This window comes from Streptomyces sp. NBC_00341 (genome assembly GCF_041435055.1).
In the GTDB taxonomy this organism is placed as follows: Bacteria; Actinomycetota; Actinomycetes; order Streptomycetales; family Streptomycetaceae; genus Streptomyces.
Genome location: NZ_CP108002.1, coordinates 3,444,874 through 3,468,726, shown reverse-complemented (window position 1 = coordinate 3,468,726; position 23,853 = coordinate 3,444,874). Strand labels below are relative to the sequence as shown.

The window sequence follows — 23,853 nt, the reverse complement described above, 5'->3', positions numbered from 1 at the left end:
TCCGGGTCGGCCGGATCGGCACCCAACACTATGCCGTACCGAGCCCCTTCGACGCGACGCTGAAGTCCGGCGCTTTCTGGTACGCGGATTTCGTCTCCGTTCGAACGTGCGACGTGCTGTCCGGGTCACCCGAAAATGAGGTGCGCCCGCCCGTACGCTGGATGCCATGACCGCAACGGGGGCAGACCGGGAAGCGGCGGGACAGACCACCCGCGGCTACTGGTGGTGGGAACGGCGACGGAGTGTCGCACTGGATGTGGGACTGGCGCTGTTCTCGGCGCTGGAGTGTGCGCTGGAAGGGGTGGAATTCGCGGGGGACACCGGGCTGCCGGTGCCGCTGGGGGTGGTTTTCGGGTTCTTGGCGGGGGCCGTGCTGCTGGTTCGCCGGCGGTGGCCGATCGCCGTGGTGCTGGTGTCCGTCGCCACGACACCGGCCGAGATGGGCTTCCTGATGGGCCTGGTCGGCCTGTACACGCTGGCCGCGTCCGACGTGCCCCGGCGGATCACCGTGGTGCTGATGAGCATGTCGCTGGTCGGCACGTTCATCGTCACGTACGTACGGCTGCGCCAGGGTGTGTCTGCCAGTGCCGACTTCGGGCCGGGCGACTGGTACGTGCCGATGCTGTCCCTCTTCATGGCGGTGGGGCTCACCGCGCCGCCCGTGCTGTTCGGCCTCTACATAGGGGCCAGGCGCCGGCTGATGGAGAGCCTGCGGGAGCGGGCCGACTCGCTGGAGCGGGAGCTGTCGCTGCTCGCGGACCGGGCCGAGGAGCGGGCCGAGTGGGCGCGTACGGAGGAGCGGACCCGGATCGCCCGCGAGATGCACGACGTGGTCGCCCACCGGGTGAGCCTGATGGTCGTGCACGCCGCGGCGCTCCAGGCCGTCGCGCCCAAGGACCCGGCGAAGGCCGTGCGCAACGCGGCGCTGGTCGGTGACATGGGGCGCCAGGCGCTGACCGAGCTGCGCGAGATGCTCGGGGTGCTGCGCACGGGGGAGCCGATGGTGGCGCGGGTGACGAAGGTGCCGCTCGCCTCCGTCGGCCGGACGGCCCCCGTCGCGGCGGAGGACGGGCCCCGGCTGGACGAGGTGGAGACGCTGGTCGGGGAGTCGCGGGCGGCGGGCATGACGGTGGAGCTCTCGGTGGAGGGCGAGACGCGGCCCTACCCGCCCGAGGTCGAGCAGACGGCGTACCGGGTCGTGCAGGAGGCCCTGACGAACGTGCACAAGCACGCGGCAGGCGCGAAGACGTGGGTGCGGCTGGCCCACCGGGGCGCGGAGGTCGCCATGCAGGTGGAGAACGGCCCCTCCGACTCGGCCATGGCGGACGCGGGGCTGCCCAGCGGCGGCAACGGGCTCGTGGGCATGCGGGAGCGGGTGCTCGGGCTGGGCGGGGTCTTCGTCTCCGGGCCGACGGACGCGGGCGGCTTCAGGGTCTCTGCGGTGCTGCCGGACGCGACGGGCCCGGATTCGTGACGGCCGCGGTGGCCCGGCAGGGTGCTTGGGCCACCACCAGCACCCGGGGCCACTCCCAGCCCGTCCGGCGATTGAGGACGGAACCCTGGGGGTGTGTGCCGGGGACTTCGCGTGAACTCGTCCGCGCTGGCTACCGGCTCCGAGCCGGACGGTTCCGTCCTCGAACGCCGGACGGGCTGGACGGGGGCGGCCCCGCTTCGGTCAGGCCGAGATCAGGCGTTCCGGCTGGGCGCCCGTGACGAGGGTGGCGAGGGCCTGGTCGATGTCGGGGCCGAGGTACCAGTCGCCGGTGTGGTCGACGCTGTAGATCCGTCCCTCGGCGTCGATCGCGAGCACCGCCTGCCCGTCCCCCTCCTCGCCCAGCGGGGCGACCTCGGTCTCCAGGGCGCGGCCGAGGTCCGCCAGGGTCCGGGCCAGGTGCAGCCCGCGCAGCGGGTCGATCCGCACGGTCGCGGGTGCGATCTGGCGGCCGGGTGCGGTGGGCGTGAGCTGCAGCCCGCCGAATTCGGCCCAGGCCTCCACGGCGGCGGGGAAGACGGCGTGCTGGTGGCCGGCTGGTGAGGCGTGCGAGCGCAGCGCGTCGGCCCACTCCTCGGCCTGCCGGATGTCCCAGCGGCCGGGCTGCCAGCCGGCGGCGCGCAGGGCGGCGTCGACGGCGACGGGGAAGCGGGTGGAGGCCTGGCGGTCGTGGTTCGCCGGGTTCGCCTGTTCGGGGAGGTCGTGTCGGTCGGCCATGGGGGCGCGGTCAGCCCTTCTCTGCGGTGGTCGCCGCTCCGGTGGTGGTGAGGTCGATGGGGCGTACGCCGAAGTGGGCGAGCATCACCGAGCAGGAGCGGCAGGGCGGTGCGTAGCTGCCGTGCAGGGGGTCGCCGTCCTCGCGGATGCGGCGTGCGGTGAGCCGCGCGTGCTTGAGGGCGCGGCGGGCCTCGCCGTTGGTGAGGGGTTTGCGCTGGGCGCGCTTGGAGCGGCCGGCCTCGGCGGCGGTGAGGTGCCGGGAGAGCAGTATCGCTTCGGGACAGCGGCCGGTGAAGCGTTCCCGCTGGCCGCTGGTGAGGGTGTCGAGGAAGTCCTGGACGAGGTGGTGCAGTACGGGTGGCTGGTCGCCCTTGCCCGCGGTGCAGGTGAGTGTCTCGCCGCGGACGGACAGGGCTGCGGCCACGGCGGGCAGGATGCCGTCGCGGCGGTGGGTGAGGCGGGGTGCGTGGCTGGTGTCTGTGCTGCTCCAGCTGAGTCGTGGGTCCCCGGATGTGACGGTGTGTGCAGAGTGTGCGGTGTGCATGGTGCGTTGTCCCTCCCGTGCCCGCAGCGGCCGCTGCCGAATGTGCACGCCCCCGTGTATGCGGGTGACAGCCTGCCAAATGTGTCGGGTCGTGTGAAAGCTGGGTCGGGAAAACGTGTGTGCGTGTCGCCCGATGGTGTCCCCGCCGTCGCTCATCCGGCACAGCGTTGTGACGGTTCGTGACGGAAGTGGCCGGGGGTCGGTGGGGCGGGACCCGTTCTTGCGGCACCGCATAGGCTGTGCCTGGACCGCCCCCCATGGGCAGGTCGGTCCTCATCAGCCAGACGCAGCAGGGGGCAACCGCCATGACGACAGGTCGGCTCGGGCAGCAAGCCGCGCCACCGAACGGGGCCTACGCCGGGCAGCTCGTGCACTTCCCGGATCCTGTCCGGGCGTCCCGCCACCCCAGAGGTGTGCGCATGGACGGGAACGGGTGTCCGGAGTTCGCGCCGTACGCGCGCGCCGCCGCCGAGATCGCGGAGCCCCCGCAGGGTTTCGGCGTCGACGAACTGCGGCTCACGGACTACGTGTCGGCGAACGCGGCGCTGGCGGCCACTGGCCATGAGCTGTGGGACACGATTCCGGCGGTGGCCACCCCGCACGGCTGGACCTGGCACCACGTGCCGGGCGGGCGGCGGATGGAGCTGGTCCCGGTCGAGGTGAAGGCGCTGCTGCGGCACCACGGCGGGCTCGCGACGACCGCGGTGGACCAGAACAAGCGGGGCACGCGTCCGCTCCAGGAGACCCGGCCCGCGCACTTCCGGCTCCCGAAGGGGGCCGTGGCGGTGAGCGAGCAGCAGATCCAGGGTGTCGAGGAGGACCTCGGTTACCGGTTGCCGGGGGCGTACCGCACGTTCCTGAAGGCGGCGGGCGGTTCGGCCCCGGTGGGTGCGGCGCTCGACGCGGAGCTGGGACTGCTGGTCGACCAGCCGTTCTTCACGGTGCGCGACGAGGCGGCCGTGAACGATCTGGTCTATGTGAACAAGTGTTTGCGGGACCACCTGACCAAGGACTACCTGGGGGTCGGTTTCGTCCAGGGCGGCATTCTCGCGGTGAAGGTCCGGGGCCAGGGCATCGGCTCGGTCTGGTTCTGCGCGTACGACGACGCGCGGGATCAGGACGGCTGGAGTGTCCAGGAGCGGGTGGACCGGCTGCTGTTGCCGTGCGGCGTGGACTTCGATGCCTTTCTGCAGCGTCTCGCGGGCAACCCGCCGGAGCTGGAGACGGTGGCGAACCTGATGGTGGACGGCGGCTTCGCGCGCGCCGTCCCGGTGGAGGGGTGAGCGCGATGGTGACCTTTGCGCAGGCGCAGGAGCGCGCGGACGAGTGGGTCAACGGCGACGTTCCGGCGTATCAGCACCGTGAGGTGCGGGTGCGTGAGTTCGAGCTGGGTTTCGTGGTGTGGGCCGAGGACCGGGCGAACGGTCCGGTCTCCGACGGTGGCCGGCAGCGGCTGGTGATCGCCAGGGACAGCGGTGAGGCGACGTTGTGGCCCGGCCTGCCGGTCGGTGAGGTGATCCGGCGGTACGAGGAGGAGTACGGCGCGACGGAGGTGGCGCAGGCCGCTCCGGAGCCGCCGCAGCGCATCGATCTGAATCAGACGTCGTTCCTGTTGAGCCCGCCGGAGTGGCTCCAGGAGGCGGCGGACAAGCTCGGCATCCCGGACCGGCGGGCGGAGGGCGCGGGGGACCAGGTGCCGCCGCAGGCATCGCCGCCCCCGGCCGTCCCTGCCGCGCCCTCAGTCCCTGCCGCGCCTGCTCCGGTTCCTTCTCCCGCGTCTCCTCCCGAGTCTCCTTATTCTTCCGCTTCTTCCGCTCCCGCTGCTCCCGCTTCCGCGTCGGACGGGCGGGGTGCGTACGAGCCCACCGCCTACGAGGGGGTTCAGGCGTCCTCTCCGCAGCCGCCGGTGGGGGCCACGCCGTGGGCGGGGACCGACACCAACGCGGGTTCCGACGAGGGGGCGGTGGGGCTGCCGGCCACGGTGTTCGCGCCGCCGCTCTCGGGTGCGGACGACGAGGAGGAGCCGCCCCGGGTGTCGGCCGAGGCGCCGACCGCGCTGATGTCCGGGGGCAGCCAGTTGCCCCGGACGGCGATCGTGCCCGGCCTCGACTCGCAGAGCCCCGGACCCCAGGGACCTGGCGCGCCCGGTGCGCCCGGTGCTCCGGGTGTTCCCAGCGCTCCCGGTGTTCCCGGTGCGCCCGGTGCTGCGGACATCTCGCAGGAGGCCACCAGCAAGGCGGCCGTTTCGCCGCGGGGCGCGCGTGGCGGTGGTTCGACGACTCCGCCGCCGCCGGGCGCCCCCGGTATTCCGGGTGCGCTGCCGGGTGCGCCGGTGCCGCCGCCCTCGGGACCGGGTGCGCCCGGCGCCCCGGCGGGCGGGTACATGCCGACGCAGCTCGCCCCGCAGCAGGCTCCGCCCGGTGCGCCGCAGCCTCCCGGCCCGCCCGGTCCGCCCGGTGCGACGCCGCCGCCCGGCAGTGACGTGCATCAGGCGGCCACGATGTTCGCGACCCCCGCCCAGGTGGGTCCGCCCGGTGCTCCGCAGCCGCCCGGTCCGCCCGGCCGGCCCGGTGCTCCGGGTGCTCCGCAGCCTCCCGGTCCGCCGGGTCCGCCCGGTCAGCCGGGTCAGCCCGGTCCTCCCGCTCCTCCCGGTCCGCCTGGTGCGACGCCGCCGCCCGGCAGTGACGTGCATCATGCGGCGACGATGTTCGCGCCCTCCGGCCAGGTGGGTCCGCCCGGTGCGCCGCAGCCTCCCGGTCCGCCCGGTCCGCCCGGTGGATCGATGGGGGGTGTCCCCGGACAGCTGCCGCCGCCCGGCCACACCCCGCCGCCGGCGGCGTACGGGTATCCGCAGGCGCCCCCCGGGCAGCCGATCGTCGGCCCCGGCTACCAGGCCGTGCTGCGCTACCGGGGCCCCGACGGCAGTGAGCAGCAGCTGATCCGGCGTTCGGCGCCGGGCACCCCGCACCCCGAGTGGCAGATGCTGCACGAGCTGCGGGCCATGAACGTACCGCCGCAGCAGGTCATCGAGCTGCACACGGAGCTGGAGTCCTGCGAGCTGCCGGGTGGTTACTGTGCCCGGATGATCCGGGAGACCTGGCCGCAGGTGCGGATCACCAGCGTGGCCCCGTACGGCACCGATCACGCGAGCCGGCAGCAGGGCATGCAGCATCTGCTCACCCATCAGGGCGAGCTGCACCAGGTGGCGGACGGTCCGGCGCGTCCGGCGCCGGTGCGGGCGCCGTTGCCGCAGCTGCCGCCCGCGATGCCGGTACCGCCGGAGGCCGTCGCGGAGGAGCTGCTGCAGACGTTCGGTCCGCAGGGTGTGCTGCGCTTCGACCAGCGTGCGGTGTCCCGGCAGGGAGTGCCGGAGATCGTGGCGCGGACGCTGGTCTGGGCCGGGCTGCCCGCCGACTTCGGGCCGTTCTTCTGGGCGCAGCCGGGTCAGCCCGTGGTGCCGACGCTGGCCGAGCTGGCGGCGCAGCGTCAGGTGCAGCCGGCGCCCGACGCGGGGTCCTACCTCGTGATGGGTTCGGACTTCGGCCGGGCGATCTGTGTGCAGTACGGGACGGCGAACATCGTGGCCGTGCCGGTGGAGGCGGGGCCCGGCGGGCAGTCGGTGGCGCCGCAGTTCGTGAACACCGGGCTGCCGGAGTTCACCCGCTCTCTGGCCCTGCTGGGCCGGATGTGGCGGCTGCGGTTCGGGCTCAATCCGGAGCAGGCCGGCCGTTGGACGGTCGACTTCCAGGCGCAGCTGGTCGCGCTGGACCCGGCGGCGCTCGCGTCGCCGGAGAGCTGGTGGTCGGTGCTGCTGGAGCAGATGTGGGACGGCTTGATCTGATCGTCGAACATCCGTAGCACGTCAGTGGGTGTGGTGCCCCGTTCCCGGCAGGATCGCTGCTGGGAGCGGGGCACCACACCTTTTGGCGGCTGTGATGCCGGTCGCTTCCGTCCGGAAAGCATCGAAAGGATTCCGACTTCTCAGCCAATTGCCGCATCCTTGACGTATTGCTCGATGGTCGGGCCCGGAGAGTCGGAAAGAGGCGTCAAGGATGAGTTCTGCACCGGTGTCCGCGCACGGCTTCGTCGGCGTGCGCGGACGTGGCTACCGTCCGGAGCAGGTGGACCGCATGGTGGCGGGGCTGTCCGCCGAGCGGGACGAGGCCCAGGAGCAGGTGGCGAGGCTGACGGCGCTGGCGGAGGCGCTGATCGCGGAGTCGGCCCGGCTGGATGAGGCCGTCGCCGTACTGGCACCGCAGGACTACGCGTCGCTGGGGGAGCGGGCGCGGCAGATCCTGGCGCTGGCCGAGGGTGAGGCGGAGGCGTTGCGGGGGGCTGCGCTGGAGGAGTCGCAGTCCGTGCGGGACGCGGCGGACGCGGCGGCGCGGGCCGTGCGCGGGTCGGCCCGTGCGGACGCGGAGGCGATGCGGGCGGCCGCGACGGACCGTGCGGAGCAGTTGGTGACCGCGGCCGAGGGTGCGGCCGGTGAGGCGCTGGCGGCGGCCCGGCTGGAGGCGACGACGGTGCGCGAGGAGGCGGACGCCGCGATGGAGGCGACCCGCAGCCGGACGGCGAGTGTGCTGGCGCATCAGGAGCAGGAGCACGCCGAGCGGTGGAAGGCGGACGGGCAGGAGCTCGCGGACGCCGAGGCGCGGCAGCTGGCGGAGCACACGGAGCTGACCGGCCGGGCGGATGCGCTGCTGGCCGAGGCGCGCCGGGCGCTGGCCGAGGCGGAGGAGGCCGCGCGGCACGGCCAGGAGGACGCGGAGGCGCGGGGTGCGGAGCTGATCGCGGCCGCCCGGGTCCGTGAGGAGCGGGTGGTGCGGGAGACGGAGCGGGTGCTGCGGGAGCACGAGGAGGGGCGCGAGGAGGTGCAGGCGCACATGGCGCATGTGCGTAACTCGCTGGCGGCGCTCACCGGGCGGGTGACCCCGGCGGGGGACTGAGAGGTACCTAGAGGGGGCTGAGGGGGCCGGCCGGGGTCAGGGGCGCGGCCAGGGCTGCTTGGAGAGCTGCTCGATGCCGCTGTTGAAGCGTTTGAGGTAGCCGGCGAACGCGGCGATGTCGTCCTCCGGCCAGTCGTGCATGACCTGGTCCAGGGCGCGTACGACGCGTTCGCGCTCCTGGTCGAGGAGGGCGGCGCCCTTCTCCGTGATGCGGAATTTGCGGGCCATGCCGCCGCCCGGGTCCGCGATGCGTTCGGCCAGTCCGGCGCGGGTCGCCGCCGCGGTCTGGCGGTTGAGGGTGGAGGCGTCGAGTCCGAACGCCTCGCTCAGTTCGCCGTTGGACATGGGGCCCTGGATCCGGATGCGGCTCAGCAGGATGTAGGCGCTGCGGTCCATGAGGGCGTATTTGTGCCGTCCGCCCCTCTGGTGGGCGAGGTCGTGCCGCCCGAGCAGCATCTGCTCGTACTCCACTTGGTCCGTGGGCCTGGCCATGTCTTAGCGGCCTCCTGCTCTCCGATGGGCTCCGGATCATGCTCTCACGCGGCGTGCATCTGGCACGTGGTGTGTATGACACATTAGGCGTGTACGATGCACATCGCTATCTCAGGCGGGCTGCCCGGCGCACTGTCCAGCGGGCCGTCCAGCGAACTGTCCGGCGGACGTCCCGGCGGACCGGACGACGACCCTTTTAGGAGTTCCTCCTCATGGATGCCCCCCAGCCGACAGCCAGAACGGGCGGTGTGGTCGCGACGCTCGCGTTCGCCGGAACCGTGGCGGCCGTCATGCAGACCCTGGTCACACCGCTCATCGCGGAGCTGCCGAAGCTCCTCAACACGTCCTCCTCCAACGCCACTTGGGTGATCACCGTCACCCTGCTGGTCTCGGCGGTGTGCGTGCCGGTCTCCGGGCGGCTGGGTGACCTGCTGGGCAAGCGCCGGATGCTGCTGGTGTGCTCGGTGCCGCTGTTCGTCGGTTCCGTGGTGTGCGCCCTCGCGTCCTCCGTCGTCCCGATGATCATCGGGCGCGGTCTGCAGGGCATGGGCATGGGCATGGTGCCGCTCGGTATCGCCCTGCTGCGTGACGTGGTGCCGAGGGAGAAGCTCAGCTCCTCCATCGCCCTGGTGAGCGCCTCCCTCGGGATCGGCGGCGCCCTCGGCCTGCCGATCGCCTCCGCGGTCGCCCAGTACGCGAACTGGCGGGTGCTGTTCTGGGGCTCCGCGGCGCTGGCCCTCACCATCTCCGCACTGATCTGGTTCCTGATCCCGGACGTCCCGGCCGGCGCCAAGGGGCAGCGTTTCGACGTGCCCGGCGCGCTCGGTCTCGCCGTCGGCCTGGTCTGCCTGCTCCTCGCCGTCTCCAAGGGCGCCGAGTGGGGCTGGGCCTCCACGACGACGGTCGGCCTGTTCGTCGCCTCCGTCGTGGTGCTCCTGGCCTGGGGATTCTGGGAACTGCGCACCAGGGACCCGCTGGTCGACCTGCGCACCACGGCCCGCCCCCGGGTGCTCATCACCAACCTCGCCTCGCTCTTCGTCGGCTTCGGCATGTACGCGGGCATGCTGATCGCGCCGCAGTTGCTGCAGTTCCCCGAGGCCACCGGCTACGGACTGGGCCAGTCGATGCTCGCGGCAGGCCTGTGGATGGCCCCCGGCGGCATCATGATGATGATCGTCTCCCCGCTGGGCGGGAAGCTCACCGACGCCCGCGGGCCGAAGTTCACCCTGATCAGCGGGGTGCTGGTCATCGCGGTGGCCTACGGTCTCGGCATCCTCCTGATGGGCTCCGCCTGGGGCCTGATGCTGTTCCTGATGGTCAGCAGCAGCGGTGTCGGCCTCGCCTACGGCGCGATGCCCGCCCTGATCATGAGCGCGGTCCCGGCCTCCGAGACCGCCGCCGCCAACGGGTTCAACACCCTCATGCGCGCGCTCGGCACCTCGATCGGCGCCGCCGTGATCGGCGCGGTCCTCTCGCAGATGACGACGGAGACGGGCGGCTTCAGCCTCACCTCGGAGGCCGGGTTCCGCACGGGGCTGGTGTTCGGCTGCGCCGTCGCCGTCATCGCTGCGGTGATCTCGACGTTCATCCCGGCCGTCCGTGGTTCGGCCACCGGCGAGAAGACCGACGCGGCCGCCTCGCCCGAGGTGGCCCCGGCCAGGGGCTGACCTCGGTCCCGCGGCACCGGGTGAGGGCGTGCGGTCGGACTCCAGGTCTGGAGCCCGACCGCACGCCCTCCCGCGCTCACCCCTCGTCCAGCGCCGCTGCCTGCCTCTGGAGGGCCCGGACCAGAGCCGTCACCTGGAGGCGGCTGCGGCGGTGGCCGAGCGTGGCCACGCCGATGTGCCGTGCCGGAGCCGGTGGTTGGACCGGGACGGCGCGTACGCCCGGTACCTCGGGTGCCAGTGCGATGGACGGGATCAGCGAGACACCCACGCCCGCGGCGACGAGCGAGCGGGCGAAGAAGTAGTCGCTGGTCGTGCCGCGCACCTCCGGTTCGAAGCCCGCCCGCTCGGCGTAACGCCGCAGGTACGCCTCGGTCTTGAGGCAGCCGAGCACCCAGGGCTCGGCTGCCAGCTCGGCCGGGTCGAGCGCCTGCCGGCCGGCCAGGCGGTGCCCCTCGGGCAGGACGACGTGCAGCGGGTCGTCCATGAGCGCCGTCCACTCCAGCGCGGGGCTGCCGCCGCCCGGCCGGCCGGGCAGCGGGCCGTCGAAGCGGTAGGCGAGCGCGAGGTCCACGGCGCCCTGACGGACCAGGGGCAGGCTGTCCTCCGGCTCGAACTCCCTGACATGGAGGACGGTGCCGGGATGAGCCGCCGTCAGCTCGGTGAGGGCGCCGGGGAGCAGGAGCCTGCCACCGCTGGAGAACGTGGCGACGGTGAGCTGGGCCCGGCCCGTACTCAGCTCGGTGACCTGTTGCGCCGCGTGTTCGAGTTCGGCGGCGACCGACTCGGCCGCGCCGACCATGATGCGGCCGGCCGCGGTGAGGGTGACACCGCGCGTGCTGCGCGCGAAGACCTGGCTGCCGAGGCTGCGCTCCAGGGCGGCCACGTGCTGGGAGACGGCCGAGGGAGTGAGCCGCAGGGCGGCGGCCGCCCGGTTGAAGCTGCCGTGCTCCGCCACCGCCCGCAGGACTCGGAGCCGCTGCACATCGATCAACAGTATTCCTTAATACCCGTCCAGTAAGCCGATACTTCTGCTGATGACGCTACGTCTCCAGGATGGGGGCATGCAAAGGATCTGCGTCATCGGCGGAAGCCGCTACTTCGGAAAGCTCCTGGTCGAGCGGCTGCATGCCGCCGGACACCGGGTGACGGTCATCAATCGCGGCTCCACCCTGCCGCCTCCGGGTGTCGAGCACCTCGTCGTCGACCGCGACGACGGGGCCGCCCTCGCCGCCGCCCTCGGTACGCGCACCTTCGACGTGGTCGTCGACCAGGTCTGCTACACCCCGGTGCAGGCCGCGATCGCCGTCCGCGCCTTCTCCGGCCGCACCCGGCGGTACGTCATGACGTCCACCATCGAGGTCTACGATCCGGCTTCCGCCGCCCTGCCGGCCGTCGCGCGGCACACCCCGGTGCCGGAGGAACTCGTGGACCCGGCCACCTGGACGGTCCGCACGGACCTGCCCTGGCACGACGAGACCTATCTGGAGGACCACTACGCCGAGGGCAAGCGCCAGGCGGAGGCCGTCTTCACCAGGGACGCCGCGTTCGCGTTCGCCTCCGTGCGCTGCGCCCACGTACTGGGCGGCGGATCGCGGGAGTTCACCGGCCGGCTGGCGTACTACGTCGACCGCCTCGCCGGGGGAGGGGAGATCATCGTGCACGCACGGGAGCTGCCCACGGTCTTCATCCACTACGAGGAGCTGGCGGACCTGCTCCTGTGGGCGGCCACGGCGACCGGCTTCACCGGCCCCCTGAACGCCTGCTCCGACGACCTGCTCGACGTACGCGAACTGGTGGCCGCCATCGCGGCCCGGTCCGGCCGTCGGCCCGTGTTCCGGACCGCCGCCGACGGCGAGCAGGCCGGCCCGTTCTCCTTCGACCGGCACTACGCCATGAGCAACGGCCGGGCGAAGGAACTGGGTTTCGTCTTCTCCCGCACCGGCGACTGGCTGCCCGGCGCCGTCGCAGAAGCCCTTGCCGCGTCCGACGTCCCCGCTGCCTGAGGAGCCTGCGCACCATGCACTACCGGTCCATCGGAAACAGCACGGTCAGCGCCATCGGTCTGGGCGCCATGCCGCTCTCCATCGAGGGGCGCCCGGACGAACAGCGGGCCGTCGCCACCGTCCACGCCGCCCTCGACGCGGGCATCACGCTCATCGACACCGCCGACAGCTACCACTGGCACGCCGACGAGAGGGGCCACAACGAACTCCTCGTCGCCCGCGCCCTGCGCAGCTACGGCGGCGACACCTCCGGCGTCCTGGTCGCGACCAAGGGCGGGCGCGGCCGGCCCGGAGACGGCAGCTGGACGGTCAACGGCACCCCTGCCCACCTCAAGCGCGCCGCCGAGGCCTCCGCCGGGCGCCTGGGCGTCGAGGCGATCGGCCTCTACCAGCTGCACAAGCCCGATCCGGCCGTGCCCTGGGCCGACTCCGTCGGCGCGCTGCGCGAGCTGCTCGACGCGGGCACGATCCTGGCCGCGGGGATCTCCAACGTGACCACCGATCAGATCCGGGAGGCGCACGCGATCCTGGGCGGCGCACTGGTCTGCGTCCAGAACCAGTACTCACCCGCGGTGCGCGGCGGCGAGCCCGAGCTCCGGCTGAGTACGGAACTGGGCCTCGCCTTCCTGCCCTGGAGTCCGCTGGGCGGCATCACCCGAAGCGCGCTCGACGGCCCGGCGGGTCCGACCTCCGCGGGCACCGCCTTCCACGACATCGCGGCCGAGCACCGGGTCAGCCCCCAACAGGTAGCCCTGGCTTGGCTGTTGGCCCGCTCCCCGGCGGTGATCCCGGTGCCGGGAGCCAGCCGCCCGGCATCGGTCCAGGACTCGGCGCGGGCCGCGGGGCTCAAGCTGAGCGAGGCGGAGCTGACGCGACTGGAGGACGCGAGGTAGCGCGGCTGCCCCGAAGGGCCCGAACGGTGTGCACCCTTGGAACCAGTCCCTGAGAAACCTCTCCACCCGGGGGCCGAGACCCCTAGGGGTAGCTCCCTACTTCTGCCCAGGGGCCGTTCCTCCCGGCGGAGGACGTGGTCGGTGCCGCCCTCTCCGTAGCGTGGTTCACACACCGCGATTGCGGCTGACCGCAGGGGGCGGGGTGGGGAAAACCCCACCCGAAGACTGCGCTGGGCACCAGCGCGCGGGACCCCCTCGGGCCGACAGACTTCAGAGCAGACAGCGACCACTCGGCGCAGACGGCGCCCGCTCGGCGCTGACCGACATAGGAGAGAAACCGTGACAACGGCTGTGACCATTCCCAGGCACGAGGGCACTGGAGGGCGTACGGCTGTTGCTGCGCGAGCGCGGCAGGTCGTCAAGGCGTACGGGGTCGGAGAGACCCGGGTCGTCGCCCTCGACCACGTCGATGTGGACATCGCACGCGGGCAGTTCACCGCGATCATGGGCCCGTCCGGTTCCGGCAAGTCGACGCTGATGCACTGCCTGGCCGGACTCGACACCGTGACCTCCGGGCAGATCCACCTCGCCGAGACCGAGATCACCGGCCTCAAGGACAAGAAGCTGACCCAGCTCCGGCGGGACCGGATCGGGTTCATCTTCCAGGCGTTCAACCTCCTGCCGACGCTGAACGCGCTGGAGAACATCACGCTGCCGATGGACATCGCCGGCCGCAGGCCGGACGCCGCCTGGCTGCGGCAGGTCGTGGAGACCGTGGGCCTCTCTGAGCGGCTGAAGCACCGGCCGACCGAGCTCTCCGGAGGCCAGCAGCAGCGGGTCGCGGTGGCGCGGGCGCTCGCCACGCAGCCGGAGATCATCTTCGGTGACGAGCCGACCGGGAACCTGGACTCGCGGGCCGGCGCCGAAGTGCTCGACTTCCTGCGCAAGTCCGTGGACGAGCTGGGCCAGACCATCGTCATGGTCACCCACGACCCGGTCGCCGCCTCCTACGCGGACCGGGTGCTGTACCTCGCGGACGGGCGCCTCGTCGACGAGATGCTCAACCCGACCGCGGACCAGGTGCTGGACCGGATGAAGGACTTCGACGCGCGCGGGCGGACCTCATGACCGTCTGGAAGACCTCGATGCGCAACTTCTTCGCGCACAAGGGCCGGATGGCGCTCTCCGCCGTCGCCGTCCTGCTGTCGGTCGCGTTCGTGTGCGGCACGCTCGTCTTCACCGACACGATGAACACCACGTTCGACAAGCTCTTCGCCGCGACCTCCGCCGACGTCACCGTCAGCCCGAAGACGGCCAAGATCGACGACACCCCCGAGAACGGCAGGCCCGAGTCGCTGCCCGCCTCCGTCGTCGCACAGGTCGAGAAGGCCGACGGGGTGAAGAAGGCCGAGGGCGCCGTCTCCAGCTCGGCGGTCACCGTCGTCGACAGCCACAACAAGAACATGGGCTCCGACACCGGCGCCCCCACGCTCGCCGGCAACTGGACGCGGAACGACCTGCGTTCCATGGAGATCACCTCCGGCCACGCCCCGCGCGGCCCGACCGAGGTCATGGTCGACGCCGACACCGCGGACAAGCACCACCTGAAGATCGGTGACGAACTGCGCACCATCGCCGTCACCGGCGACGTCCGCGCGAAGATCAGCGGCATCGCCACCTTCAAGGTCACCAACCCGGGCGCGGCCATCGTCTACCTCGACACCGCCACCGCCCAGCAGAAGCTCCTCGGCAGCCCCGACGTCTTCACCCAGATCTCCGTCACCGCCGAACCCGGCGTCAGCGACACCCAGTTGAAGAAGAACGTCGCCACCGCCCTGGACGGCTCCGCCGCGTACAAGCTCCAGACCCAGAAGGAGGCCGCGGACGCCAACAAGGACTCCATGGGCTCCTTCCTCGACGTCATGAAGTACGCGATGCTCGGCTTCGCCGGGATCGCCTTCCTCGTCGGCATCTTCCTGATCGTCAACACCTTCTCGATGCTGGTCGCCCAGCGCACCCGCGAGATCGGCCTGATGCGGGCCATCGGCTCCAGCCGCAAGCAGGTCAACCGGTCCGTGCTCCTGGAAGCGGTGCTCCTCGGCATCGTCGGATCGCTCCTCGGCGTCGCCGCCGGGGTCGGCCTCGCCGTCGGCCTGATGAAGGCCATGGGCGCGGTCGGCATGGAGCTGTCCACCCAGGACCTCACCATCGCCTGGACGACCCCGGTGACCGGGCTCGCGCTCGGCATCATCGTGACCGTGTTCGCCGCGTACATCCCGGCCCGCCGGGCCGGCAAGGTCTCCCCGATGGCCGCCCTGCGCGACTCCGGCACCCCGGCGGACGCCAAGTCCGGCTGGATCAGGGCCGGTATCGGCCTGGTCCTCACCGGCGCGGGTGCGGCGGCCCTCTGGGCGACCACCCAGGCGGACAAGTCGAGCGACGGCTCGGCCTTCCTCGGCCTGGGCGTGGTCCTCACCCTCATCGGCTTCATCGTGATCGGCCCGCTGCTCGCCGGCGTCGTCGTACGGGGGCTCAGCGTCGTCGTCCTCCGGTTCTTCGGGCCGGTCGGCCGGCTGGCGGAGCGCAACGCGCTGCGCAACCCGCGGCGCACCGGAGCCACCGGGGCGGCCCTGATGATCGGCCTCGCACTGGTGGCCTGCCTCTCGGTGGTGGGCTCCTCCATGGTCGCCTCGGCCACCGACGAGCTGGACAAGTCGGTGGGCGCGGACTTCATCGTGCAGGCGCCGGACGGCCGGCTGATCGTGCCGCAGGCCGCGAAGGCGCTGGCGACCGCACCCGGCATCGAGCACGTCACCAACTACAAAGTCCTCGGTGCGAAGCTCACCAACCCCGACGGTTCGACGGCGGACGAGGACGTCACCGCCGCCGACCCGACGTACCCGCAGGACCTGCGGCGCGAGACCGTCGCCGGCGACCTGCCCGCGGCCTACGGCAAGAACGCGATGTCGGTCGGCGACGACTACGCCACCGCGCACGGCATCAAGGTCGGTGACACGATCACCGTCGGGTTCAAGGCGGGCACCCCGGCGAAGCTGAAGGTCGCCGCGATCACCTCGGACGACACGAGCGTGGACCAGGGCGCGATGTACCTGAACACCTCGACCGCCGAGCAGTACGTCCCCGCCGAGAAGATGCCGGCGAACGTGATCATGTTCGCCAAGGCGCAGGACGGCAAGGAGAAGGAGGCCTACGCCGCCCTCAAGAGCTCGCTCGCCGAGTACCCGCAGTACAAGGTGCAGAACCAGGCCGACTTCAAGCAGGACCTGAAGGACCAGATCGGCCAGCTCCTGAACATCGTGTACGGACTGCTCGCCCTGGCGATCATCGTCGCGGTCCTCGGGGTCGTGAACACCCTGGCCCTCTCGGTCGTCGAGCGGACCCGCGAGATCGGCCTGATGCGCGCCATCGGCCTCTCCCGCCGCCAGCTGCGCCGCATGATCAGGCTGGAGTCCGTGGTCATCGCCCTGTTCGGCGCCCTGCTCGGACTCGGCCTCGGGATGGGCTGGGGCACCTCGGCCCAGAAGCTGCTGGCCCTGGAGGGCCTCGGGGTCCTGGAGATCCCGTGGCCGACCATCATCACGGTCTTCGTCGCCTCGGCCTTCGTCGGACTGTTCGCCGCCCTGGTCCCCGCGTTCCGGGCCGGCCGGATGAACGTCCTGAACGCCATCGCCACCGACGGGTGAGACGGCGGTCCACGTAGACCACGGATCCGGCCCCGGGCGTTCCTTTAAACGCCCGGGGCCGGATCCGTGTGCCCGCGAGCGAGGCAACCGGGGCCCGCGCGGGGTGGCCCCGGTGCCTGTTGCGGGAGCGGCTGTCCGACCGGAGTCGTACGCTGGAACCCCGGCCCGTGCTACGTGTCGGGCCCTTCGCGTTGCCCCTGGCAGCAGCCGGCTGCCGGACCCTCGCCCTCGTTACCCGGATGGAAGCCCTTCATGAGCCTGCACGGTCTGCTGGATGTCGTCGTACGTGACCCGGCACTGTCCGAAGCGGTGCAGGCCGCCGGGGACAGCCACCGGATGCACATCGACCTGGTGGGACCGCCTGCCGCCAGGCCCTTCGCGGTGGCCGCGCTGGCCAGGGACGCCGGGCGGACCGTGCTCGCCGTCACCGCCACCGGCCGCGAGGCCGAGGACCTCGCGGCGGCGCTGCGCACGCTGCTGCCGCCGGACACGGTCGCGGAGTTCCCGTCCTGGGAGACGCTGCCGCACGAGCGGCTCTCGCCCCGCTCCGACACCGTGGGCCGACGCCTCGCCGTGCTGCGGCGCCTGGCGCACCCCCGGCAGGACGACCCGGAGACCGGGCCGGTCTCCGTCGTCGTCGCACCGGTGCGGTCCGTGCTCCAGCCGCAGGTCAAGGGGCTCGGTGACCTGGAACCCGTGGCGCTGCGGATCGGCCAGAGCGCCGATCTCGGGGAGACGGTCGAGGCGCTCGCGGCCGCCGCGTACTCCCGGGTGGAGCTGGTCGAGAAGCGCGGCGAGTTCGCGGTGCGCGGCGGCATCCTGGACGTCTTCCCGCCGACCGAGGAACACCCCCTTCGGGTGGAGTTCTGGGGCGACGACGTCGAGGAGATCCGTTACTTCAAGATCGCCGACCAGCGGTCCCTGGAGATCGCGGACCACGGGCTGTGGGCGCCGCCCTGCCGTGAGCTGCTGCTGACGGACCAGGTCCGCGAGCGGGCCGCCGCCCTCGCGGAGGCACACCCCGAGCTGGGCGAACTCCTCAACAAGATCGCCGAGGGCATCGCGGTGGAGGGCATGGAGTCGCTCGCCCCGGTCCTCGTCGACGAGATGGAGCTGCTGATCGACGTGCTGCCCGAGGGCTCGATGGCCGTGGTCTGCGACCCCGAGCGGGTCCGCACCAGGGCCGCGGACCTGGTCGCCACCAGCCAGGAGTTCCTCCAGGCGTCGTGGGCGGCCACCGCGGGCGGCGGCGAGGCCCCGATCGACGTCGGCGCGGCCTCGCTGCGCGGCATCGCGGACGTCCGCGACCGGGCCCGCGAGCTGGAGATGATGTGGTGGTCGATCTCCCCGTTCGCCGCCGACGACGAGGTGGACGAGGACACCCTCAAGCTCCGGATGCACGCCCCGGAGGCGTACCGGGGCGACACCGCCCGCGCGCTCGCGGACACCAAGGGCTGGCTGGCCGACGGCTGGCGCACGGTGTACGTCACCGAGGGCCAGGGCCTCGCCTCCCGTACCGTCGAGGTGCTGGGCGGGGAGGGCATCCCGGCCCGTCTCGACCCGGATCTGGGCGAGATCTCGCCGTCCCTGGTCCACGTCTCCTGCGGCGCCATCGACTACGGCTTCGTCGACCCCGAGCTGAAGCTCGCCGTCCTGACCGAGACGGACCTGACCGGCCAGCGCACCGCCATCAAGGACCTGGGCCGGATGCCGGCCCGCCGCCGCAAGAGCATCGACCCGCTGACGCTGGAGACGGGCGACTACATCGTCCACGAGCAGCACGGCGTGGGCCGCTACATCGAGATGGTGCAGCGCACGGTGCAGGGCGCCACCCGCGAGTACCTCCTCGTCGAGTACGCCCCCGCGAAGCGCGGCCAGCCCGGCGACCGGCTCTACATCCCGACCGACCAGCTGGAGCAGGTCACCAAGTACGTCGGCGGCGAGGCGCCCACCCTGCACCGGCTCGGCGGCGCCGACTGGACCAAGACGAAGGCCCGCGCCAAGAAGGCCGTCAAGGAGATCGCCGGCGACCTGATCAAGCTCTACGCGGCCCGGATGGCGGCCCCCGGCCACGTCTTCGGCCCGGACACCCCCTGGCAGCGCGAACTGGAGGACGCCTTCCCGCACGCGGAGACGCCCGACCAGCTCTCCACCATCGCCGAGGTCAAGGAGGACATGGAGAAGTCCGTGCCCATGGACCGGCTGATCTGCGGCGACGTCGGCTACGGCAAGACGGAGATCGCGGTGCGCGCGGCGTTCAAGGCGGTCCAGGACGGCAAGCAGGTCGCCGTCCTCGTCCCCACGACCCTCCTGGTCCAGCAGCACTTCGGCACGTTCACCGAGCGGTACTCCCAGTTCCCCGTCAACGTACGGGCGCTGAGCCGCTTCCAGTCCGAGTCCCAGTCCAAGTCGACGCTCGAAGGGCTGCGCGAGGGCTCCGTCGACCTGGTCATCGGCACCCACCGGCTCTTCTCCGCCGAGACGAAGTTCAAGGACCTGGGCCTGGTCATCGTCGACGAGGAACAGCGCTTCGGCGTCGAGCACAAGGAGCAGCTGAAGAAGCTCCGCGCCAACGTGGACGTCCTCACCATGTCCGCGACGCCCATCCCCCGTACGCTCGAAATGGCGGTCACCGGCATCCGCGAGATGTCGACGATCACCACCCCGCCCGAGGAGCGCCACCCCGTCCTCACCTTCGTCGGCCCGTACGAGGAGAAGCAGATCGGCGCCGCCATCCGCCGCGAACTGCTCCGCGAGGGCCAGGCGTTCTACATCCACAACCGCGTCGAGTCGATCGACCGGGCCGCCGCCCGGCTGCGCGAGATCGTCCCGGAGGCGCGGATCGCCACGGCCCACGGCCAGATGTCCGAACAGGCCCTGGAACAGGTGGTGGTGGACTTCTGGGAGAAGAAGTTCGACGTACTGGTCTCCACCACGATCGTCGAGTCCGGCATCGACATCTCCAACGCCAACACCCTGATCGTGGAGCGCGGCGACAACTTCGGCCTCTCCCAGCTCCACCAGCTGCGCGGCCGCGTCGGCCGTGGCCGCGACCGGGGCTACGCCTACTTCCTCTACCCGCCGGAGAAGCCGCTCACCGAGACGGCCCACGAGCGCCTGGCCACGATCGCCCAGCACACCGAGATGGGCGCGGGCATGTACGTGGCCATGAAGGACCTGGAGATCCGGGGCGCCGGAAACCTGCTGGGCGGCGAGCAGTCCGGCCACATCGCGGGCGTCGGCTTCGACCTGTACATCCGCATGGTCGGCGAAGCGGTCGCCGGCTACCGGACCGCGCTGGAGGGCGGCGCGGAGGAGGAGGAAGCGCCGCTGGAGGTCAAGATCGAGCTCCCGGTCGACGCGCACATCCCGCACGACTACGCCCCCGGCGAGCGGCTCCGCCTCCAGGCCTACCGCTCGATCGCCTCCGCCACCTCGGAGGACGACATCAGGGCGGTCCGCGAGGAGCTGACCGACCGCTACGGCAAGCTCCCGGAGCCGGTCGAGAACCTCCTCCTGGTGGCCGGACTGCGCATGCTGGCCCGCGCCTGCGGCGTCAGCGACATCGTGCTCCAGGGGCAGAACATCCGCTTCGCCCCGGTGGAGCTGCGCGAATCGCAGGAGCTGCGCCTCAAGCGCCTCCACCCCAAGACGATCATCAAGCCGGCCCTCCACCAGATCCTGGTCCCGCGCCCGACGGCGGGCCGGATCGGCGGCAAGCCGGTGGTGGGCCGCGAACTCCTGGCGTGGACGGGGGAGTTCCTGACGACGATCCTCGGGTCGTAACAGCCCGGAAGGTTACTGGCAGTCAAGTTGTGAGAGTTGACTCTCACAATATGTGAGAGGAGACTCTCACGTCATGGACTCCGGTAACCGCATGGGCGACCTCGAAATCACCGACCCGCAGACGATGCGCGCCCTGGCGCACCCGGTGCGCCTCGCGATCCTCGAACGGCTGGGCCGGGACGGTCCGGCGACCGCCACCGAGCTGGCGCCGGACGTCGGGGCGACCCCTTCGGTGACCAGCTGGCACCTGCGTCACCTCGCGACGTTCGGCCTGGTACGGGACAGCGCGCCCGGCCCCGACCGCCGCAGCCGGCGCTGGGAGGCCGTGGCGCGCGGATTCCGGTTCGAGGAGTCGCAGGACCCGGCGGACGACGAGGGCCGGTCGGCCGCCCGGGAGCTCTCACGGCAGATGTTCCTGCGCTACGCGGACGCCCCGGTCCGCTGGTCGGCCGAGGTCGAGCCCGGACTCGATCCCGCGTGGCGCAGGGCCGCCGGGCTCGCCAACACCCGGATCAGGGTCTCCGCGGAGGAACTCGCCGCCATCCAGGACGGGATCGAGCGCGTCCTCGCCCCGTACGTCACCCGCGACCCGGCCGACCGCCCGGACGGCAGCCGTGACGTCGTGCTGATGCGCTACGCCCTGCCGGAGGGCGACGGGGAACCGGACGAGGGCCCGGCGGAGCGGACGCCGTGAACGGCACGGACGGGGCCCCCGCCATATCGCGGTCGGTGTCGCTGTGGCGGGACCGGCGGTTCACGCGGTTCTGGGCGGGCAACTCCGTCTCGCAGTTCGGTGACCGGATCACCGAACTGGCCCTGCCCCTGATCGCCGTCGGCGCGCTGAACGCCTCGGCCAACCAGGTGGCCTGGCTGACCGCGCTCATCTGGACCCCCAACCTGCTCGCGATCCTTCTGGGCGCCTGGGTCGACCAACAGCCCCGCAAACGCCGCCTGATGATCCTCGCGGACCTCCTGCGCGCGGGAGTCCTCCTGAGTCTGCCGGCCGCCTACGCGCTCGGCGCGGTGACGCTCGCGCACCTGTACGCCGTGGCGGTGCTGGCGGGCGCGGCCGGGGTGCTGTTCAACACCTCCTACCCGCCGTTCTTCGTACGCCTCGTCCCGCGCGCCTCCTACGTGGATGCGAACAGCAAGCTCAGCACCAGCCGTTCGGCGTCGTACGTCGTGGGCCCCGCGATCGGCGGCGCTCTGGTCCAGGCGCTCACCGCCCCCGTGGCCATCGTGGTGGACGCGCTGACCTTCCTGGCCTCCGCGGTGCTGATCGGCAGGATCCCGGACGACGAACCGCCGCCGGCCACCAGGGACAAGGACGCGTCCTCCCTGGCGCGGCGCGCCGGGGAAGGCCTCCGGTTCGTCGTGCGTCACCCGGTGCTGCGGGCCTCGCTCGGCTGCGCGGCCACCGTCAACTTCTTCACGTTCGTGGCGGGCAGCGGCCTGCTCGTGCTGTTCGCCAGCCGGAGCCTGGGCCTCTCGGCGGGCACGATCGGCCTCGCGCTCGGAGTGGGGGCGACCGGCGCCCTGCTCGGCGCGGTGTGCGCCCCCGCGATCTCGCGCCGGCTGGGAGTGGGGCGCAGCATCGTCGCGGGCGCCGTCCTGTTCCCGGCGCCGATCGCCATCGCGGCAGCGGCGGACGGCCCCGTCTGGCTCCGCGCGGGGGCGCTGGCCGGGGCGGAGTTCCTGTCCGGCTTCGGCGTCATGCTGTTCGACATCAACCTCAACTCCCTCCAGGCATCGGTGATCCCCGACGGGATGCGCAGCCGCGTCGCGGGGGCGTACAGCACGATCAACTACGGCATCCGCCCCGTGGGCGCGGTCGTGGGCGGCCTGCTCGCCACCCTCGTGGGCCTGAGGCCGACCCTCCTCGTCGCCGCCGTCGGGGGAGCCCTGTCGGTGCTCTGGCTGCTGCCCTCACCGATACCGGGCATCCGCTCCCTGGCCCTGGACGACGCTGGGAGCGCGGTCGGTGGCGGGGACGAAGAGAGCCGATCCGCGTCCCGAGCGGCAGACCGGTGAAGGCGTTGGTGTCGGCTGGGAGGAGAACGGCATGGGGGCCGGCAACCTGGCCTGAGAGGAGAACGGCTGCGGCTGGAGGAAGGGAAACCCGTGCTTCAGCCGACCCGGCTCACGCTGGACGGAGCGGACCGGCCCATCCAGGTCGACATCATGGCGATGCCGCCGCGACGCCAGAAGCTGCGGTACGAGATCAGGATCAACTGACCGGCCCGGCCGCCGGGTGGCAGCGGGGCCGGTGCGCGGTCGCCGGGGCCGTCAGAGGCCGCTCAGGTCCAGGGACCCGGCCATCGCGTGGTAGCCCGCGTCGTTCGGGTGCAGGTGGTCGCCCGAGTCGTAGGCGGGGGCGATCCTGGTCCGGTCCGCGGGGTCGGCCGTGGCGTTGTCCAGGTCGGCCACCGCGTCGTACTCGCCGGAGGTGCGGATCCAGTTGTTGACGGCTACGCGCTTGGCCTCGTTGGCGGGGCTGTCGTAGGACGAGCCCCCGATGGGGGTGAGGGTCGCGCCGATCGCCTTGATGCCCTTGGCGTGGGCCTGGCGGATCAGTGAGCGGTGTCCGGCGATCAGCTGGGCGACGGAGACCTCGGGGCTCGGAGTGCCCACGGCGCCCGTGCCGCCGGCACCGATGTCGTTGATGCCCTCCAGCACGATGACCGTGCCCACGCCGGGTTCACCGAGCACGTCCTTGCGGAAGCGGGCCACCGCCTTCTCCCCGGCCCAGTCCGTGTCCTGGGTGACCTGGTTGCCGGCGATCCCCTGGTTGACGACGCTGCGCGGCTTGCCGGTGGCCGCGAAGCGCTCGGCCAGCTCGTCGGGGTAGCGGTTGTCCGCGTCCAGGGTGGACCCGACGCCGTCGGTGATGGAGTCGCCGAAGGCCACCACCCCGTTGCCGCGAGCCGTCCGGCCGCCGCTGACCTCGACGCCGGTCAGGTAGTACGAGGAGTCGCTGGTCTCCGTGAACGCGGTGCCCGCGCGGTCGGAGCGGTGGTCGCCCTGCGCCCGGTAGCTCGTGGACGAGGAGATCAGGTGGAAGGTGGCCGGGCCGGTCGGCTCGGCCAGGTACAGCGTGACGGTCAGTGACTCAAGGGCCTCGGTCCTGAACGGCAGGGCGTCACTGGTCAGTTCCGCGCCCGCCGGGACGGTCGCCGAGCGGTGGCCCCCGAAGGACAGCTGCCGGAGCGAACCCGCCCTGACCGAGGCCCCGTTGTCCGTACGGCCCACGGTCGCGCCGGTGATCCGCAGCGGGGTGCTGCCGTAGCGGTTGGACAGTTCGACGCGGGCCCGGGTCCCGCCGGTGCTGACCCGTACCACCTGGCGCACCGTCTGGTCCGCGAAGCCCTGCTGCGACCAGTTCGGTGCGAAGGGCGCGGCCGGGGCCTGCGGCGAGGTCGCCCAGCCGCCCTGCCAGTGGTCGTGGTCCCGCTGTGACGCGGCGCCGTGGGGCCCGGCCGTCGCGGCATGTGCCGGTCCGGTGAGGGCCTCCCCGCCGGCGACCGGCAGGAGTGTCAGTGCGGCCGCGGTCAGCATCGTGACAGCCGTGCGCCGTGATTTGTGCGTGGTTCTCATGGTTCCCCACCCTGT

17 protein-coding genes and 1 pseudogene are annotated in these 23,853 nt (G+C 72.2%); 13 read left to right on the top strand and 5 right to left on the bottom strand.

Annotated elements, in window-relative coordinates; all coding sequences use genetic code 11:
- Nucleotides 1-166 precede the first annotated feature (166 nt).
- The gene (locus tag OG892_RS15475; RefSeq protein ID WP_073738452.1) at nucleotides 167-1,474 is read left to right on the top strand and encodes a sensor histidine kinase; all 1,308 of its coding nucleotides are present in this window, start codon (nucleotides 167-169) and stop codon (nucleotides 1,472-1,474) included.
- Between the two features lie 201 nt (nucleotides 1,475-1,675).
- Here the strand turns inward: OG892_RS15475 and OG892_RS15470 are convergent, their stop codons facing one another.
- Together OG892_RS15470 and OG892_RS15465 are read right to left on the bottom strand one after the other, a co-directional pair.
- Nucleotides 1,676-2,209 carry an SUKH-3 domain-containing protein gene (locus OG892_RS15470; protein WP_073738453.1) on the bottom strand — a complete coding sequence of 178 codons (534 nt, stop codon included), beginning with the start codon at nucleotides 2,207-2,209 and terminating at the stop codon, nucleotides 1,676-1,678.
- Between the two features lie 10 nt (nucleotides 2,210-2,219).
- Nucleotides 2,220-2,753 carry a YwqJ-related putative deaminase gene (locus OG892_RS15465; protein WP_073738454.1) on the bottom strand — a complete coding sequence of 178 codons (534 nt, stop codon included), beginning with the start codon at nucleotides 2,751-2,753 and terminating at the stop codon, nucleotides 2,220-2,222.
- Nucleotides 2,754-3,058: 305 nt separating this feature from the next.
- Between OG892_RS15465 and OG892_RS15460 the strand changes: the two genes are divergently transcribed.
- From OG892_RS15460 to OG892_RS15450, 3 genes are all read left to right on the top strand, one after another.
- Nucleotides 3,059-4,036 (top strand): SMI1/KNR4 family protein, encoded by a 978-nt coding sequence (locus tag OG892_RS15460; RefSeq protein ID WP_327337254.1) that lies wholly within the window; start codon nucleotides 3,059-3,061, stop codon nucleotides 4,034-4,036.
- A gap of 5 nt (nucleotides 4,037-4,041) precedes the next feature.
- A complete protein-coding gene (locus tag OG892_RS15455; RefSeq protein ID WP_371629447.1) occupies nucleotides 4,042-6,594 on the top strand; it encodes an SUKH-4 family immunity protein in 2,553 nt (850 codons plus the stop codon).
- Between the two features lie 211 nt (nucleotides 6,595-6,805).
- On the top strand, nucleotides 6,806-7,699 hold the full coding sequence (locus OG892_RS15450) for a cellulose-binding protein (RefSeq protein WP_199884523.1): 894 nt from the start codon (nucleotides 6,806-6,808) through the stop codon (nucleotides 7,697-7,699).
- 36 nt (nucleotides 7,700-7,735) lie between these two features.
- Here OG892_RS15450 and OG892_RS15445 read toward each other — a convergent pair whose 3' ends face one another.
- The gene (locus OG892_RS15445; RefSeq protein ID WP_073738456.1) at nucleotides 7,736-8,191 is read right to left on the bottom strand and encodes a MarR family winged helix-turn-helix transcriptional regulator; all 456 of its coding nucleotides are present in this window, start codon (nucleotides 8,189-8,191) and stop codon (nucleotides 7,736-7,738) included.
- Between the two features lie 212 nt (nucleotides 8,192-8,403).
- On the opposite strand from OG892_RS15445, the gene OG892_RS15440 reads away from it, so the two are divergent.
- Entirely contained in the window at nucleotides 8,404-9,858 is a 1,455-nt protein-coding gene (locus OG892_RS15440; RefSeq protein WP_328866784.1) for an MFS transporter, read from the top strand.
- A 76-nt stretch (nucleotides 9,859-9,934) separates the two neighbouring features.
- On the opposite strand, the gene OG892_RS15435 is transcribed toward OG892_RS15440, so the two are convergent.
- Nucleotides 9,935-10,849 carry a LysR family transcriptional regulator gene (locus tag OG892_RS15435; RefSeq protein WP_371629446.1) on the bottom strand — a complete coding sequence of 305 codons (915 nt, stop codon included), beginning with the start codon at nucleotides 10,847-10,849 and terminating at the stop codon, nucleotides 9,935-9,937.
- A 70-nt stretch (nucleotides 10,850-10,919) separates the two neighbouring features.
- On the opposite strand from OG892_RS15435, the gene OG892_RS15430 reads away from it, so the two are divergent.
- The 8 genes and pseudogenes from OG892_RS15430 to OG892_RS15395 all read left to right on the top strand — a co-directional run.
- On the top strand, nucleotides 10,920-11,861 hold the full coding sequence (locus OG892_RS15430; protein WP_371629445.1) for an NAD-dependent epimerase/dehydratase family protein: 942 nt from the start codon (nucleotides 10,920-10,922) through the stop codon (nucleotides 11,859-11,861).
- Nucleotides 11,862-11,875: 14 nt separating this feature from the next.
- Nucleotides 11,876-12,754: an aldo/keto reductase gene (locus OG892_RS15425; RefSeq protein WP_371629444.1), complete on the top strand. Its 879-nt coding sequence runs from the start codon at nucleotides 11,876-11,878 to the stop codon at nucleotides 12,752-12,754.
- A gap of 339 nt (nucleotides 12,755-13,093) precedes the next feature.
- Nucleotides 13,094-13,882: an ABC transporter ATP-binding protein gene (locus OG892_RS15420; protein WP_371629443.1), complete on the top strand. Its 789-nt coding sequence runs from the start codon at nucleotides 13,094-13,096 to the stop codon at nucleotides 13,880-13,882.
- Nucleotides 13,879-16,458: an ABC transporter permease gene (locus tag OG892_RS15415; RefSeq protein ID WP_371629442.1), complete on the top strand. Its 2,580-nt coding sequence runs from the start codon at nucleotides 13,879-13,881 to the stop codon at nucleotides 16,456-16,458. Before OG892_RS15420 ends, OG892_RS15415 begins: the two co-directional genes overlap by 4 nt.
- Nucleotides 16,459-16,710: 252 nt before the next feature.
- Complete coding sequence (mfd, locus tag OG892_RS15410; RefSeq protein WP_328866790.1) at nucleotides 16,711-20,244, top strand: transcription-repair coupling factor; 3,534 nt, start codon at nucleotides 16,711-16,713, stop codon at nucleotides 20,242-20,244.
- 73 nt (nucleotides 20,245-20,317) lie between these two features.
- Nucleotides 20,318-20,938 carry a helix-turn-helix transcriptional regulator gene (locus OG892_RS15405; protein ID WP_073738464.1) on the top strand — a complete coding sequence of 207 codons (621 nt, stop codon included), beginning with the start codon at nucleotides 20,318-20,320 and terminating at the stop codon, nucleotides 20,936-20,938.
- The gene (locus OG892_RS15400) at nucleotides 20,935-22,275 is read left to right on the top strand and encodes an MFS transporter (protein ID WP_371629441.1); all 1,341 of its coding nucleotides are present in this window, start codon (nucleotides 20,935-20,937) and stop codon (nucleotides 22,273-22,275) included. Before OG892_RS15405 ends, OG892_RS15400 begins: the two co-directional genes overlap by 4 nt.
- A gap of 66 nt (nucleotides 22,276-22,341) precedes the next feature.
- Nucleotides 22,342-22,479: pseudogene (locus OG892_RS15395) on the top strand (UTRA domain-containing protein); the annotation flags it as partial.
- Between the two features lie 51 nt (nucleotides 22,480-22,530).
- On the opposite strand, the gene OG892_RS15390 reads toward OG892_RS15395, so the two are convergent.
- Complete coding sequence (locus OG892_RS15390) at nucleotides 22,531-23,838, bottom strand: SGNH/GDSL hydrolase family protein (RefSeq protein ID WP_371629440.1); 1,308 nt, start codon at nucleotides 23,836-23,838, stop codon at nucleotides 22,531-22,533.
- Nucleotides 23,839-23,853: the final 15 nt, after the last annotated feature.